At 42.1% G+C, this 15,843-nt stretch carries 15 protein-coding genes; 14 read left to right on the forward strand and 1 reads right to left on the reverse strand.

The genetic code is table 11. The features are described 5' to 3' along the window. The first annotated feature begins 585 nt into the window (after positions 1-585). The 9 genes from FXV78_RS15140 (at position 586) to FXV78_RS15180 (ending at position 10,322) form a co-directional block, all read left to right on the forward strand. Positions 586-798 carry a hypothetical protein gene (locus FXV78_RS15140; RefSeq protein ID WP_004839985.1) on the forward strand — a complete coding sequence of 71 codons (213 nt, stop codon included), beginning with the start codon at positions 586-588 and terminating at the stop codon, positions 796-798. Next, the gene (locus tag FXV78_RS15145) at positions 795-1,211 is read left to right on the forward strand and encodes a hypothetical protein (protein ID WP_004839984.1); all 417 of its coding nucleotides are present in this window, start codon (positions 795-797) and stop codon (positions 1,209-1,211) included. Before FXV78_RS15140 ends, FXV78_RS15145 begins: the two co-directional genes overlap by 4 nt. Before the next feature lie 89 nt (positions 1,212-1,300). Continuing rightward, positions 1,301-1,624 carry a hypothetical protein gene (locus FXV78_RS15150; protein ID WP_004839982.1) on the forward strand — a complete coding sequence of 108 codons (324 nt, stop codon included), beginning with the start codon at positions 1,301-1,303 and terminating at the stop codon, positions 1,622-1,624. Between the two features lie 355 nt (positions 1,625-1,979). Then, on the forward strand, positions 1,980-2,552 hold the full coding sequence (locus FXV78_RS15155; protein ID WP_009244575.1) for a thymidine kinase: 573 nt from the start codon (positions 1,980-1,982) through the stop codon (positions 2,550-2,552). A 2-nt stretch (positions 2,553-2,554) separates the two neighbouring features. After that, entirely contained in the window at positions 2,555-5,665 is a 3,111-nt protein-coding gene (locus FXV78_RS15160; protein ID WP_039959057.1) for a glycoside hydrolase family 2 TIM barrel-domain containing protein, read from the forward strand. Between the two features lie 38 nt (positions 5,666-5,703). Beyond that, on the forward strand, positions 5,704-6,204 hold the full coding sequence (locus tag FXV78_RS15165) for a hypothetical protein (protein ID WP_055168983.1): 501 nt from the start codon (positions 5,704-5,706) through the stop codon (positions 6,202-6,204). 109 nt (positions 6,205-6,313) lie between these two features. After that, a complete protein-coding gene (locus tag FXV78_RS15170) occupies positions 6,314-7,093 on the forward strand; it encodes a class I SAM-dependent methyltransferase (RefSeq protein WP_024852402.1) in 780 nt (259 codons plus the stop codon). A gap of 26 nt (positions 7,094-7,119) precedes the next feature. Then, entirely contained in the window at positions 7,120-9,168 is a 2,049-nt protein-coding gene (locus FXV78_RS15175) for a HelD family protein (protein ID WP_004842835.1), read from the forward strand. Between the two features lie 89 nt (positions 9,169-9,257). Continuing rightward, positions 9,258-10,322 (forward strand): FUSC family protein, encoded by a 1,065-nt coding sequence (locus FXV78_RS15180; RefSeq protein WP_004842836.1) that lies wholly within the window; start codon positions 9,258-9,260, stop codon positions 10,320-10,322. Between the two features lie 26 nt (positions 10,323-10,348). On the opposite strand, the gene FXV78_RS15185 is transcribed toward FXV78_RS15180, so the two are convergent. After that, positions 10,349-11,671 carry an MATE family efflux transporter gene (locus tag FXV78_RS15185; RefSeq protein WP_004842837.1) on the reverse strand — a complete coding sequence of 441 codons (1,323 nt, stop codon included), beginning with the start codon at positions 11,669-11,671 and terminating at the stop codon, positions 10,349-10,351. Between the two features lie 145 nt (positions 11,672-11,816). On the opposite strand from FXV78_RS15185, the gene FXV78_RS15190 reads away from it, so the two are divergent. The 5 genes from FXV78_RS15190 to FXV78_RS15210 all read left to right on the forward strand — a co-directional run bounded on the left by FXV78_RS15190 (position 11,817) and on the right by FXV78_RS15210 (position 15,829). Continuing rightward, complete coding sequence (locus FXV78_RS15190; protein WP_004842838.1) at positions 11,817-12,509, forward strand: 5'-methylthioadenosine/adenosylhomocysteine nucleosidase; 693 nt, start codon at positions 11,817-11,819, stop codon at positions 12,507-12,509. Positions 12,510-12,692: 183 nt separating this feature from the next. After that, positions 12,693-13,391 carry a LytR/AlgR family response regulator transcription factor gene (locus tag FXV78_RS15195; RefSeq protein ID WP_004842839.1) on the forward strand — a complete coding sequence of 233 codons (699 nt, stop codon included), beginning with the start codon at positions 12,693-12,695 and terminating at the stop codon, positions 13,389-13,391. A gap of 13 nt (positions 13,392-13,404) precedes the next feature. After that, positions 13,405-14,697: an ATP-binding protein gene (locus FXV78_RS15200; protein WP_004842840.1), complete on the forward strand. Its 1,293-nt coding sequence runs from the start codon at positions 13,405-13,407 to the stop codon at positions 14,695-14,697. Then, positions 14,694-15,383 (forward strand): YhfC family glutamic-type intramembrane protease, encoded by a 690-nt coding sequence (locus FXV78_RS15205; RefSeq protein ID WP_004842841.1) that lies wholly within the window; start codon positions 14,694-14,696, stop codon positions 15,381-15,383. The genes FXV78_RS15200 and FXV78_RS15205 overlap by 4 nt, the downstream gene beginning before the upstream one ends. Then, positions 15,380-15,829: a DUF3887 domain-containing protein gene (locus tag FXV78_RS15210; protein ID WP_004842842.1), complete on the forward strand. Its 450-nt coding sequence runs from the start codon at positions 15,380-15,382 to the stop codon at positions 15,827-15,829. Before FXV78_RS15205 ends, FXV78_RS15210 begins: the two co-directional genes overlap by 4 nt. Positions 15,830-15,843 lie beyond the last annotated feature (14 nt).

Consider the following 15,843-nt stretch of genomic DNA (forward strand, 5'->3'; position numbering starts at 1 on the left):
TACAGGTTGTGTACATTTTGTGTACCAAAATATAAATACGATAAATATTTATGGATACAAATAGATACAAATAAATACGCACAATCTGTGTTAAGTCTCTATTTTCATGGAATTTGAGTACGAATAGATACAAATAAGTACAATAAAAGCTGCGTTTTTGTATTTGGTAACAATCCGATGGTTGGAATGACTGTTGCTGTTGCAGTAGCGATCGAGGAAGCAGCGAAAGAAGGTAAATTCTAAGAAACAGCGGAAAATCGCAGGTTTTGAAGAGTATAAGGACGTGTAAGAGTGTATAGATAAGTGGTAATTTGCAGACTATTTGCACATTACTTGAACACACCTATTTGCACACAGTTCTAAACTGACAGATGGAGAGTTTATCAATAAGATAGCTCTCCATTTTTGTACGAAAATTCAGAGCATGAGATGTGCATGAAAATCAAATTTTACAAAATGGTTCTTTTCGGTGTTATACTAAAATCAGAGATTTAGAGAAGGGGACAGATGTTTCCGATGTGATCGAGATGAAAGATTATAAGGAAACATTATCAAGAACAAGAGACGTGATCAAGAAGACTGCTTATGGGGGTAGAATTTGTCGTGTTAGGGATTGAAAATCAGCAGCATATCCATTATGCAATGCCGCTGAGACACATGATATATGATGCCATGGGCTACTTGAAAGATACACGCAATTATAAAAGATTAGATGTGAAATCGTCAGATCCTGATGAATTTTTATCGAAAATGCGAAAAGAAGACAGGATGCAGCCGTTTTTTCAGATTATAAAATGAATTTGCTGGAGGTAAGAGATTCTGCAGGATATGCCTTTCGGAATGAAGATGTGCAGAGCGCATTTGAGATCACACGAGAAGTATTTGCAGGAAATTTTGCTGGGATCCGGGAAAAATACAGTGATAAGAGAATTAGTTCAGAAGCTCTGTCTTTGATTGGTCAGATGGCAGGTTCCACAGAACTGATTGAGATGGGAAAATCGATGGAGGTGACGAATATGTGTACCGCATTGGAACGTTTGAAAGCAGAAGGTGTTGAACAGGGTATCGAACAGGGTATCGAGCAGGGCATGGAAAAAGGGGTAGAAAAAACAGTCATTTCTATGCTGAAGAAAAATTATCCGATTTCTGAAATTTGTGAGATTACAGAGAAAACAGAAGAAGAGATTTTGAAAATAAAAGAGACACTGTAGTGTATGGGAGATATCAAAAGGTATCTCCTATTTTTATTGTGCCGAAATTCGGCATAATATGAGTTTTATGAAATGTTATAGAGGTGAAGATGTGTAGTATATATGATAATTTAAGAAAAGGTTTAGGAAATGTATCAAAAGATAGATGTATATTTATATTTCTTACATTGCTCAGTATTTTTGCAGAGAGCTATTGCTGTGATATACCGGCATTGCCAGGATTTGAATGGTTTATTCATCATAGTGAATTTCTAAAAAATATTTCCTATAGCGTTGTGGCAGCGTACATTTTTTATCTGGTACAGTATGTAATATCCAATTATATTCTTGGTAAAAAGGCATTAAAATTACTAATACCTGTGCGGGGATGGTTTGCCGCAAAAGAGGGGGGATCTATAGACTTGAAGGGGTAAGATGTCGTCCTTTATGAAACTGCCATAAAGGGGACATTGGAACAGGAAAAATTGTATTACAGAAAAAAAGCGGCACCGTTCAATCGTAACCGCAAAATAGAAAGTATCTTTTCAAAATCATCATATATGAGATAATAGGCTCATCATTATAAAGGTAAAAAGGTTTAGTACTCAACTTTTTTGACTAGAGTGTGTTTGAAAAATAAAATTTGCACAAAACATGTGTTTTTATTCCCTTTTTCATGATAAAATAAAGAAAAAAAGGGGGGATCCAACCGAAATTGGACACAGTCGAGAAGGAGCAAGCACTAAAGCTTATGTTATTATAAATCAAAAAAGTGAAGGGAAAACTAAAATGGGGAAACTATATTTTCGGTACGGAGCTATGGGCAGCAGCAAGACGGCAAATTTGCTGATGGTTCACTACAATTTTCTGGAGAGGGGGAGACGTCCGGTTATTTTGAAGCCAAAACTGGATACAAGAGACGGAGAATATATTGTGAAGTCACGCATTGGCTTACAGGCGAAGTGCGAATTGATTGAAGAGTTTACGATGAAGCCGGACACGTATGATGCAATCCTGGTGGATGAAGCAAATTTCCTATCATCTGAACAGGTGGAATGGCTGGCCGAGATCTGTGATCAGTATGATATTCCGGTCTTATGCTATGGGCTGAAGACAGATTTCAGAGGTGTCTTATTTGAAGGATCAAAACGGCTGATGGAGCTGGCTGATGCGATCGAGGAGCTTCCGATCATTTGCTGGTGCGGAAAGAAAGCACATTTCAATGCCAGAGTTATTGATGGAAAAATGGTAAGGGACGGAGCGCAGATCGCGCTTGGAGCCAATGATATGTATGTACCGCTCTGCAGGAGACATTTTATGAGTGGAGAGATTAAACCATATCAGACGGTAGAGGAGAAATGAGTATGATTATTCAGAGACATTATGAAAATTTGAATATAATGTATGAAAATACAATGCCATATCGGTCCTATTATATTCCGGCCTCTTGCAACATGGGACCGTTGGTGGAGAACAGAGAAAAATCAGATCGGATGACTTTGCTTAATGGAAAATGGAAATTTTGTTATTTTGACAGTATTTACGATCTGCAGGATGCGTTTTACGAGGAAGGATATTCACTTGACGGGTTTGAAGAAGTGAATGTCCCCGGAATGTGGCAGAATTATGGGTATGATACGTATCAGTATACCAACGTGAGATATCCGATTCCGTTGGATCCTCCGTATGTTCCACAGGAAAATCCGTGCGGGGCATATGTGCGGACATTTGAGTATCAGAAGAAGGAAGATGCACCAAATGTATATTTAAATTTCGAAGGGGTGGATTCCTGTCTTTATGTCTGGGTGAATGGAACATATGTAGGATACAGTCAGGTGTCCCATGCTTCCAGAGAGTTTGACATTACAGATCTGGTGAAAAACGGAAGCAATACGCTGGCAGTACTGGTCTTAAAATGGTGTGATGGCACCTACCTGGAAGACCAGGATAAATTTCGGATGAGTGGGATTTTTCGGGATGTGTATCTGCTGCAGCGGCCTGATAATGCCATATATGACTATTTCACAACAACCAGGATTGTGGATGGAAACGCAGAAATTACTGTGCGGGCAAAGTACTTAAAAGAAGCAGCGCCTGTGAAGATTGCAATTTATGACAAAGAAGGAGTGTTGTGCGTATCCGGGAGACTGCAGGAAATATCGGATGGGGAATATACGCATCAGGTGGTATTGAAAATAGAAGCCCCTAAATTATGGAATCCGGAGCAGCCATACTTGTATACAATGGTCCTGGAAAACACAGGAGAAGTGATTGTTGACCGAATTGGAATACGGGAAATCTCTATCAGAGATGCAGTAGTTTATGCAAATGAGGTTCCGGTCAAATTCAAAGGGGTAAATCGTCATGATTCCGATCCGGTAACCGGATTTGTAATCGGAATGGAACAGATGAAAAAAGATCTGCAGATGATGAAAGAGCATAACTTCAATGCGATTCGAACCAGCCATTATCCGAATGCACCTTATTTTTATCAGTTGTGTGATGAATATGGATTTTACGTGATCGCAGAAGCAGACAATGAAAGTCATGGAACACAGTCACAATATCTGGAAGATTCCAGTTGGGAAAATATCAGCAAACGATGGAATGAACGGATTGCGGATCATCCTGCGTTTATTCCGGCGACGATGGACCGCACCAGGCTTTGCGTGTACAGAGAGAAAAATCGTCCCTGTGTTGTAATCTGGTCCATGGGCAATGAATGTGGATACGGATGTACATTTGAAGAAGCGTTGAAGTGGACAAAGGAATTTGATCCGTCCCGGCTGACTTGTTATGAAAGTGCTCTTTATAAAAGTGACAGGAGAAGATATGATTACTCCAATATTGATCTTTACAGCAGAATGTATCCTGAGTTGGAAGAGATTGAGGAATATATGGAGAAAGGACCGGATAAGCCGTTTCTTTTGATCGAATACTGTCATGCGATGGGGAATGGTCCCGGGGATTTGGAAGACTATTTTCAGATGATTTACAAGTATCCGTCTCTTTGCGGTGGATTTGTATGGGAATGGTGTGATCATGCAATCTATAAAGGGCAGGCGGAAAACGGAAAAGCAATGTATTTTTATGGCGGCGATCATAAGGAAGAAGTTCATGACGGAAATTTCTGCATGGACGGTCTGGTATATCCGGATCGAACGCCGCACACAGGGCTTTTGGAATATCAAAATGTGTACCGTCCGGCGAGAGTTGTTTCTTTTGAGCAGGAAAGCGGCTGTTTGGTGTTGAAAAATTATATGAACGAAGAGGATCTGAAATCCTATATTTACATCAGTTATGAAGTCAGTTGTGATGGGGATGTTTTTGGAAGGGGGCAGGTTGAAATTACGCAATCCATCTTACCACGTCAGTGCAAAGAGGTGTATGTGGATGTTTCTGTCCCGGAGACTGGAAAGTGTTATTTGAAGATTTTTTATCATCAACGCCAGGATACGGAGCTGATCTCGCAGGGAACGATCCTGGGGTTTGATGAGATTCTTCTGAAAAATGAGGATGGAAGAAATCAGAAAGCTGTGACACTGCTTAAGACGTTCAAAACACCGAAAGGAAAAGTGAAGCTGTCAGAAACGGACAGATATATACAGATTAAGTCAGATGATTTTACATATGTTTACAATAAACTGACCGGAATGTTTGAAGAACTGAACGTAGGCGGAAAGAAGATTCTGGATGCTCCTATGGAGCTGAATATATGGAGAGCTCCTACAGATAATGACAGAATATTAAAACGAAAATGGATTGCAGCCGGGTATGACAGAAGTCTGGGAAGAGCGTACAATACACAGTGGAAACGAGAAAAATCAAAACTGGTTCTTCACAGTATTCTGTCTGTTGCGGCAGTTTCACTGCAGAAAGTGTTGGATGTAGATGCAGTGTGGGAGGTTTTTGATACGGGTGAAATCTGTGTAACAATGCGTGTAAAAAAGGAAATGGAGTTTCCGGAGCTCCCAAGATTCGGAATCCGGCTTTTTTTGAAGCAGGAATTTAATCAGGTGGAATATTATGGAATGGGGCCCCAGGAGAGTTATGTGGATAAATGCAGGGCAAGCAGTCATGGGATTTATCGATCATCAGTAGATGAGATGCACGAAGATTACATCAGACCACAGGAAAATGGGAGCCATGCAGATTGTGACTATGTGAAGCTGACAAGCAAAGAACAGAGCGTAACAGTCGTTTCTCCGCATTCGTTTTCTTTTTCAGTATCACCATATACACAGGAAGAACTGACAAGAAAAGCACATCATTTTGAACTGGAAAAGAGCGGAAGCACGATTGTTTGCCTGGATTACGCCCAGAATGGAATCGGATCAAACAGCTGTGGACCGAAACTTAGAAAACAGTATTGCTTTCAGAAAGAGCAGTTTGTATGCGAGTGGAAGCTGATGTTTGAGGAAAAGAGCGAGAAATTATCCGGAAATGATTGTTTCTGTAAGGAAGACAGGGTATAATGGACACAGAAATGACCGAAGGATAAGGAGGCAGTAACGTGTCAGAAGAAACGAAAGATATAGAAGAAACCAAAGTAGCGGAAGAAAAAAAGATGGAAACAGAGCAGACCATACTTTCTCAGCCGACAGAGAAAAAGGCTGCAGAGACAGTGACACAGATTCAACAATCGGTGGAGATACAGGAGCAGAAAGAAAAAACTGAGCCGGAACCGAAGAGAAGTTTTATCCGATCAAGGAAAAAAGCGGCAGCGTCCAGAGAAGAACAGATTCTTTCCAGGATTAAAGATGAGGACTTGATGAAGTATCTGGAGATGGAGCATGAAAGACTGGAGATGATGCAGAGCATCAAAGAGGCAAGGGAAAAGAGAAGTTTTACAATGCTTCAGCTTTTAATTTCTCTGGCAGCTATTGTGATCGTTGTATTTTTGCTGAGAGATAATCCGACAGTTCTTGTAAACATTTTGTATATCGTGGGGATTATCATTGTACTCTGGATCCTGAAAGGACCACATGAGAAGAATCCATTTAAAAAGGAATAGGAAAATATTCTGTACGAAAAAGAAAAGATAGGATATAATAGGAAAGAGATGCGGTGAATGCTGCATCTCTTTTTGGCGAAACATCACAATTTGACAGAGGAAGAGAATGATGAGTACAGAACTGGAAAAATATTATAATAAATTTTGCGAAGAGAAGAGGCTGACCAGAAGGCACGGGTATGTGGAGTATGTGACATCTATGAAGTACATCCATGAGTATCTGCCTCAGGGGAAGAAGGAAACGATCAAAATTCTGGATGTGGGAGCCGGTACAGGGCGTTATTCGGTACAGCTTGCCGGGGAAGGCTATGATGTGACGGCAGTGGAACTGGTAAAATACAATCTGGGGATTTTAAAATCCAAAAAGAGCAGTGTAAAAGCTTATCAGGGAAATGCCTTAAATCTGTCCCGGTTTGAAGCGGATCAGTTTGACATGGTACTGGTATTTGGTCCGATGTATCATCTGTATACAAAGGAAGATAAAGTAAAAGCGTTAAAAGAGGCAAAACGTGTGGTAAAGCCGGGTGGGATCATTTTAGTGGCATATTGTATGAATGAGTACAGTATTTTGACGTATGGATTCAAAGAAGGACATATGAAAGAGAGCATCCGGAATCAAAAAGTGGATGATAGTTTTCATGTGCGATCGAAAGAGGAGGATTTGTACGATTATGTTCGAATCGAGGATATTGACGCCATTGACCAGGCGGCTGGCGTAAAGCGGGAAAAACTGATCGCGGCGGACGGGCCGGCGAACTATATGCGAACCGTTTTAAACGCCATGGATGAGGAGACGTATCAGTTGTTTATCCAGTATCATTTGTCCACCTGTGAGCGGAAAGATCTGCTGGGGGCAAGTGCGCATACACTGGATATTGTCAGAAAGTAACAAGATCATAAAAAGCAGGAGAAAGTATGAGTCAGACAGAAGAATTGAGCAGAAGAGAAGAGCAGTTTTTAGAAAACGTGCTGGAGAATTTAAGGCAGAGGATCAGGAAGATCGCGCAGGAACTGGAAGAAGGACAAAAAGATATTGAGAGTATGCATGAATATTACTGGGAAAATTATACAGAGATGGACCAGTACGGATATGAGGATTATGACAACCAGCAGGCTCTGCTGCACCGGATCAATGCGAATCAGGAAAAGCTGGATTTAAAACACCGCTTTCAGAAGATGTTAGATTCTCCGTTTTTCGGGAGAGTGGATTTTATCTATGAGGGAGAGGAGGAAGCGGAGCCATTTTATATAGGAATCGGAAATTTTGCACAGAGGACAGGAGCTACACCTCTGATCTATGACTGGAGAGCGCCTGTGAGCAGTCTGTTTTATGATTATGACAGCGGTTCGGCATCTTACGAGGCACCGGCGGGTGTCCTGACGGGAGAAATCGCTTCCAAATGGCAGTATAAGATCAAAAACGGGAAAATGATCTATGCATTTGAGAGTGATACGAAAATCGATGATGAGATCCTGAAGCAGGAGTTAGGAAGCAGCGGTGACGTACAGCTGAAAAATATTGTGCGCACGATTCAAAAGGAACAAAATGAGATTATCAGGAATACCGGAGATAAAATACTGGTCATTCAGGGAGCGGCAGGAAGCGGAAAAACATCCGTTGCCCTGCACCGGATCGCCTATCTTTTATACCATGACAGGGAGCATTTAAAATCCTCGAACATTCTGATCCTGTCGCCGAACAGCGTGTTTTCTGATTACATTTCCCATATTCTTCCAGAGCTTGGGGAAGAAAATATCCGGGAGATGAGTTTTGATCTGTTTGCGTATAAGGAATTGAAAGACGTGGTTTCAGATTGTGAAGACCGGTATCATCACATGGAACGGCAGATGAAATTTCCGGATAAAAAGAGGCAGAAGCGCTTCCGCGACAAGCAGTCCTTTGCAATGACAGGGCAGATGGAAAGCTTTCTGGCGGTTTTGGAAGATCGGCTATTGGATTTTACTTCTGTGGAGTTTAAAGGAATGCAGCTTACGGAAGAAGAACTGATCGAGCTGTGTTATTTTAAATTTCAGGAGATCCCTCTTTTGGCCAGGATGGATGCGGTGAAAGAGTATTTTAAAGACCAGTATGAAACTCTCCATAACAGAGACCTTTCAGAGGAAGAAGAGGAAATCCTGCAGAGAAAATTCGATCGTATGTATGTAACAAAGGATCTCTATGTGATTTATAACTGGCTTATGGAAGAATGCGGGTATGAGAAACTTCCGGATGTTCCTTATGAGCGGCGGATTCTGGAATATGAAGATGTATTTCCGATGTTGTATCTGAAATATCGTCTGAAAGGGAAAAATGAACACCGCAACATCAAACATCTGGTGATTGATGAGATGCAGGACTATTCCTATCTCCAGTACGTGATCCTGCACACACTGTTTTCGTGCCGGATGACGATTTTGGGAGATAAGGCACAGACACTGGACGAGACGATGCGGGATGTCCTGTTGTTTCTTCCAAAGATTTTCGGAAAAAAGATGCGCACGATCGTGCTGAATAAGAGCTACCGAAATACGGTGGAAATCGCGACGTATGCAGGAGCAATCAACCAGACAACGGATTTGGAATTGCTGGATAGGCATGGAAAAGCAGTGGAAGAAGTGTATTTTTCGGAGGAAGAGAGTATGCTCAAAGCCATTGGAGAAAATCTGAGTGTGGGAGAGAACGGCTATGAGACAGCGGCAGTGATTGCAATGACAGAAGAAAAAGCCAGAGAACTCTATGAACTTTTAAAACGAAGAGGAATTCAGGCGTCTTATATTGACAGAGATACCTCTGTTTTTGAACGCGGGCTTACAGTTACAACATTTTATCTGGCGAAAGGACTGGAATTTGATCAGGTTTTCGGCGTGTTTGAAGAGGAAGAAAATCCTTTGATGACACAGGCGAAATACATCTGCGCAACAAGAGCACTTCATGAATTGTATATGTATACAGTGAGTTTATAAAAATTTAAGAAATTAGACGTGATTGACAAGAGGAAAGATGGATGATATAATGCCTCCCCGATAAGTTTACAACAAGGGAGGCAGAAGATATGACTCTATATCAGGAGTTACAGTTGAATCAGGCAGGATCCAAGCAGCTGATTCGAAACACACAGGATAAAAAAGAAAAAGCACGTCATATTGCGGTTTATCTATTTAAAATTTTACTGACACTGGCTTTTTGTGTTGCATTTGTCACAGTATACACAAAGGTATTCGGCAGTGATAACAGCATTGTAGGAGTGGTAGTGCTGTTGAGCGTGATGACATTTCGGTTTGCAGATTTTGGGATTCATGCACCCCATGCACTTAGTTCTCTGATGGTGATCTGGGGAATCATGACATTTGGTCCCCGGCTTGCAAATGCAGGAAATCTGGTGACGGAGCTGATCGTCAATATGGTATGTATTTTCACGCTGATGATTCTGGGATGTCATAATGTAGTGATGTTCAATCAGTCTACGCTGCTGCTTGGATATCTGCTTTTGTATGGGTATGATGTTTCAGGCACACAGTATCTGCAGAGAATTGCAGGGATGGCGGTCGGCGGCATCCTGACAGGGATTGTGTTTTACCGCAATCACAGACATCAGAAATACAAACGGACGTTGCGTCATATTTTTGAGGAATTTGACCTTCATTCCTCCAGAACCAGATGGCAGATTTGCGTGACCCTGGGGGTATCCAGCGTGATCTTTTTTGCCGGACTGTTTGGATTGCCGAGAGCGATGTGGGCAGGAATTGCGGCGATGTCGGTACTGGTACCGTTTCATGCAGATATGAAAGGAAGGATCAAGGGAAGAATTCCGGGAAATATCTTAGGAGGCCTGACATTTATTGTGTTATATCTGGTACTTCCGGAATCTATGTATTCTCTGATCGGTATTCTGGGAGGGATCGGAGTCGGGCTCTCAGCTACTTATGGATGGCAGGCAGTATTTAATTCCTGGGGTGCAATGTCCATTGCCATGACATTTCTGGGAGTGGGCGGCGCTATTTTTTACCGTATCTTTAATAATGCATTTGGAGCTTTCTATGCACTGGTTTTTTATCAGCTGTTTTCTATCGGTATGGACTGGATTGCAGAAGTAAAGAAAAAGCGTGTTTCCGTTTAAAATGGAAACGCGCTTTTTCTTTCATATTAATAAGCTTTGAGATCCTGACGGTAAAAGCAGATTCCTACGATCATAGTAAGAAATTCAGCGGCAGGAAATGCCAGCCAGATTCCGGTGCTTCCAAAGAATACCGGAAGAATATAAACAAATGCCACCACCAGAATACATCCTCTTAACAGGCAGAGTGAAAGGGACTGGACGGATTTTGCCACGGACTGAAAATAACAGATAAAGACCATGTTGATGCCCAGAAACAAAAATCCGGTAAAATAAATCCGGATGGCCGGAGCTGCCAGAGTCAGGATTTCGCTCGTTGGTTCCAGAAAAATATAAGTAAACAGATTCGGAACAAACAATCCCAGAAGGACTGGCAGGGTACAGATGATCACAGATGTTTTTAATGAAAGTGACTGTACCTTTAAGATCCGGCTTGAAAGCCCTGCTCCGTGGTTGATCGACAGAATCGGCTGAGCAGCCTGTTCGATTCCTTTACAGAGGCAGATGACTACCAGAGCAGTATTACAGATGATGCCATATACACTGACTCCGGTATTTCCGAGATAGCGGATCAGCTGCAGGTTGAAAATAAAAATCGTAAATCCGGATGCAGCTTCGATGACAAAACTGGTGAAACCGTTTGCAATGATCTTCTGTAAAAAGGAAGGATGAAATCCTTTTAATGTAAATTTCAGCTGGTTCTTTTTCGTAAAAAAGTGCGTGCATAAAATAACCACGGTAAGGCTTGAACCAAGAACAGTGGCAAGTGCAGCCCCTTTCATTCCCATATTCATAGGATACACAAAAAGATAGTCCAGTACAATGTTGGTCACTCCGCCGGCAATGACTCCGTTCATGGCAAGTTTTGGTGCACCGTCATTGCGGATGAAAGTCTGAAGAAAAGAAGAAAAGAAATAAGTTCCCATTCCCCAGATAATATAAGGAAGATAGTCCATGATGTAAGGCAGGGTTTCTTCTGTGCCGCCAAGCAGCCATGCGATGTCTTCCATAAACAGAACGCAGACTGTCATGGAGATGAGAAGAAGTGCAAAATTCAGCAGCAGGGCAGTTGTGAAATAGGTGTTTCCTTCTTCCTTTTGTGATTTTCCACGGCAGATGGACATCAGTACAGAGCCGCCGACACCGGATAAAAGTCCCAGACCGAAAAAGATATTGTAGATCGGCAGGGAGATATTCAAGGCGGCAAGTGCTGTGGCTCCAAGCCGCTTTCCGATAAAGATTGTATCTGCAAGTACATAGATGGATGTGACCATCGTTCCGCAGATAGCCGGTATCAGATAATGAAAGAATAACTGACGGACCGGTTTTTGAATAAATTCATTCGTATTCATAGCATAACTCCATTCCTAAAAAATTCTCCGCATGATAGTGTACCATAGAATGACTTTTAAGAAAAGCTATTTCAAAAGAAATCAATCTCGTGTATAATGAACAGTAACCTGAACAGGTGATTGGTGAATAAAAAGGAGAAAAAAGATGATAGGAATTATCGGAGCAATGGAAGAAGAGGTACAGGCATTGAGACATGCCATGAAGATTCAGGAGGAGAAGGAAATCGCCTCCATGGTATTTCATAGAGGAATTTTATATGGAAAAGAAGCAGTTGTCGTGCGAAGCGGAATCGGAAAGGTCAATGCAGCGATTTGCACGCAGATTTTAGCGGATCATTTTGATGTAGATCTTGTGATCAATACCGGGATTGCCGGTTCTCTGGATGCAGCGATCGATATTGGAGATATGGTGATCTCTACGGATGCGGTGCAGCATGATATGGATACGAGTATTTTCGGGGATCCGATCGGACAGGTTCCGCGTATGGATACATTTGCATTCCCCGCAGATGCCCAGTTGGTCGAAAAGGCTGTGCGTGCGAACCAGGAGGCCAATCCGGATATCCATACATTTACCGGACGGATCGCCAGTGGAGACCAGTTTATTTCCTCACAGGAAGTAAAAGAACGAATCGTAACACTTTTCGGAGCAAAATGTGCGGAGATGGAAGGTGCAGCGATTGCACATGGGGCATATCTGAATCAGATTCCATGCGTGATCGTGCGTGCAATTTCCGATAAAGCAGACAACAGTGCATCTATGGATTATCCGGCATTTGAGAAGAAAGCAATCGAACATTCCATCAGGTTGTTAGAGAAACTTTTGCCTGAGTTATAGAGAAAAAGACCTGGGAGATCAGGTCTTTTTCTCTATAATAACATTTTTTTGGTTACTGTTCCCACACCAACACTCTTTCAGACACAAATTCTGTACTTCAGACAAAAGCTCTTGTAGAAGGAGAAAGGCTGTTTTATACTAAAACTACGCCAGAAAAATGATGGGCAAAGGAATGAAAAGAAAATGAAAAAAATTGCGATATGTGATGATGAGCCGGCAGTGAGAAAACAGATGGAGGCATATTTCAAAGAGCTGGAATCGGTTTTTTGCATCTCTTATTTTGAAAGCGGAGAGGCACTCCTGGAATCGGATGTTCTTTATGATGTGATCTTTCTGGACATTGACATGAAAGGAATTTCGGGGATTGATACTGCCAGAAAAATCAGAGTTCGGGATAAAAAGGCAAAGATCATTTATGTGACAGCTTATGAAGATTTTCGAGAGTATGCGTTTGGTGTCCATGCGTTCGGATATCTGGTCAAACCAGTGGAAAAAGAAAAAATTCTGGAAATCCTTCAGGAAGCTTTTGACTATGAACAGGAGGAGCAAAGAGGTCCCAGGATCCGTCTTCATACAGAGGCAGGGTATCAGGAATTTTATATGCAGGACATTTGCTATTTTGAATATAGAGACCGGAAAATCCGGATTGTGACGCAGAATGGAGAAGCATGGATGCGAGGAAGTATCAGTAAAATGGCAGAGTCTTTTCAAAACATGGGCTTTGCAGTTCCTCATAAAAGCTTTGTAGTAAATCTGCGTCATATCAAAGATATAAAGGGCTGTGATCTGCTCATGACGACAGGAGAGATAGTTCCCCTTTCTCAAAAGAAAGCGGCAGATTTTCGGGCATTGCTGACGCGATGGCTGGCGCAGCAGGTATGAAAGGAGAAGGCGTATGGCACTTGAGATGGGAATGAATCTGGTCTGTTCTGTTTTGGAAGAGGTGGTCATGTGTGTCTGTCAGTATCTGTTTATGAGCGCCAATGCACAGACGATCCACCGGAAAAAAATCTGGTATTTCTTTGGATTTACTGCGCTTGGCGCAAGTGTTTACGGTGCGGCATTTCTGACAGGGCTGACCGGAAATCTGTGGATCGGTATACAGATCCAGCTGACAGGGGTGCTGCTTCTTGGAATTTTATTGTTTCACAGAAAAATCGGAAGTCTGCTCCTGGATCTTTTTGTAAACATCCTTTTGATTCTTTCCATAGAAGTGGGGATTTTTCTGGGGAATTACCTGCTTGCACAGGGGGCGTTTGAGAATCTTGTGTGGTACGGGAATGTTACCATGCTCTTCAAAATGTTTTTCATGATTCCTGTGACAGCGGCCGCTGTTATGTGGAGAAAGAGACAAAAGGAAACAGAAATGGGAAACTTGCAGATACTGCTCCTTTTATTACTTCCGCTTTTTAGCGTACTGTTTCTCTATTCACTGATAGAAATGGGACATATCTATATGGAGCTGTATGGAGTTCGTCTGATGGTCGTCAATCTGGGAGCGCTGGTGCTTTTGAATTTTTGTTTTTTGTACCTGTTTGGATATTGGTTCCGTTCTCATAAGCTGGAGCGGCAGCTTGCAGAGTTTCAGATGCAGAATGAGCTGCAGTACAGATATTATGCGGAATTGGAGCAAAAATACAGAGAGTCCAGAAAGATCATGCATGATATGAAGAATCACCTTCAGGCTGTAGAACATTTATATCAGGCAAAAGATGGGCAGGAGCAAGGCGGAGCGTATGTGAAGGATCTGTATCATATGTTGAATCTGTTGGGTGAGAAATATTACAGTTCTAATCGTATGCTGAATATTATCTGTAATGATAAGCTCTCATTGGCGCGGCATCCTGCAGTCGCTATATCCGTGGAAATCGGAGATGTTGATTTTTCGGATCTGCGGGATATTGATATTACGACGATTTTCGCCAATTTGCTGGATAATGCATTGGAAGCGGTGGAGGCTTTTGGAGAGGGAGCCTATCTGAATCTGAAAATACAGGAGGTGCATCATTTCAGGGTGATCAGTATTGTAAATGCAAGCAGACCCGGAATGAAAAAGGAAGGACATATGGGAGTGGGACTGGAAAATGTGAGACGGACAGTAGAAGCGTATCAGGGAACAATGCAGTGTGAAATTGTGGGAGAAGAATATCGGGTCAGCGTGATGCTGCCGGGAAAGGAGGACTCATGAATTTGCTGTTTGAAGTGATCAGTTTATTGATCTGTATCGGGATACCGGTTTTGGGAGGAATTTATTTTGCGGTGAAAGGAAAGGGATATTTTCTTACGTTTCTTACAGGAATTCTGTCTTTTGTGGTGACGCAGATGATTCTGCGGATCCCACTTCTTGGTTATCTGAAGACAAACTGGGAGTGGTTTATGATACTGCCATACAGTCATTATTATATATATATGGCGATTGCGGCATTCTCTGCAGGTGTGTTTGAGGAGACAGGAAGAGTTGTGGGACTTGGTGTCTTGAGGAAAGGAAAAACCAGCTGGATGGATGCAGTGGCATTTGGACTTGGGCACGGCGGGATCGAAGCGGTGTGGATCGGTGTGATTGGAGTCTTGCCGAATGTTCTGAATGAAGATAGCAGCATAAGTGTGGTAGTGTTGCTTTCCGGAGCAGAGCGTTTTTGTGCGATGGCCTTTCACATTTTGTTGACACTGGTCATCATGGAAGGAATCTGGAGACACAAAAAATTGTTTTATTGGCTGATCGCAGTAGTTCTGCATGGATTATACGACTTTTCAATTGCATTTCAGAATACAATCCTGATCTGGGGTGTTCTGATTTTTGGGGTCGTGGCTGCGATGATAGCTTTGATTTTTACAAAACGAAAGTGGAAAGAAGAAAGGGGAACAAGACAATGAAAAAGAATATGAAAAAACTGGCAGTGGGATTCGGCGTTTTCGTGATGGCAGTGGGAAGTCTGATGGGATGCAGCTCTCTGGGAAGCGGAGGAAATGAACAAGGAGAGATCCTGAAAGAACTGCCGGAAGGGTTTGACAAGGAGACAGTAAGAAAGCAGGCAATGGAAGATATTGAGATCGCGCAGTCTAAAGATTATGAGAGCTGGAAAAGCAGGTTTACCAAGGATCTGCAGAGCAGTCTGACAGAAGAATCGTACGATTCCTATTTGAAAATCCTGGAGAAACAGGGAGAATTCAAAGAGTTTGGAAAATGTACGTATTTAGGGCAGATAAAAGATAATAAAAAGTACGGCGGAGTCATTATTGTGGTAAAATATGAAGAAGGCAATGTCAATTACAGTCTTGCGTATGACGAGGATATGAATCTGGTCAGCTTTACGATGTAAGAGAATTGCCCAAA

Source organism: Mediterraneibacter gnavus ATCC 29149 (genome assembly GCF_008121495.1).
Lineage (GTDB): Bacteria > Bacillota > Clostridia > Lachnospirales > Lachnospiraceae > Mediterraneibacter > Mediterraneibacter gnavus.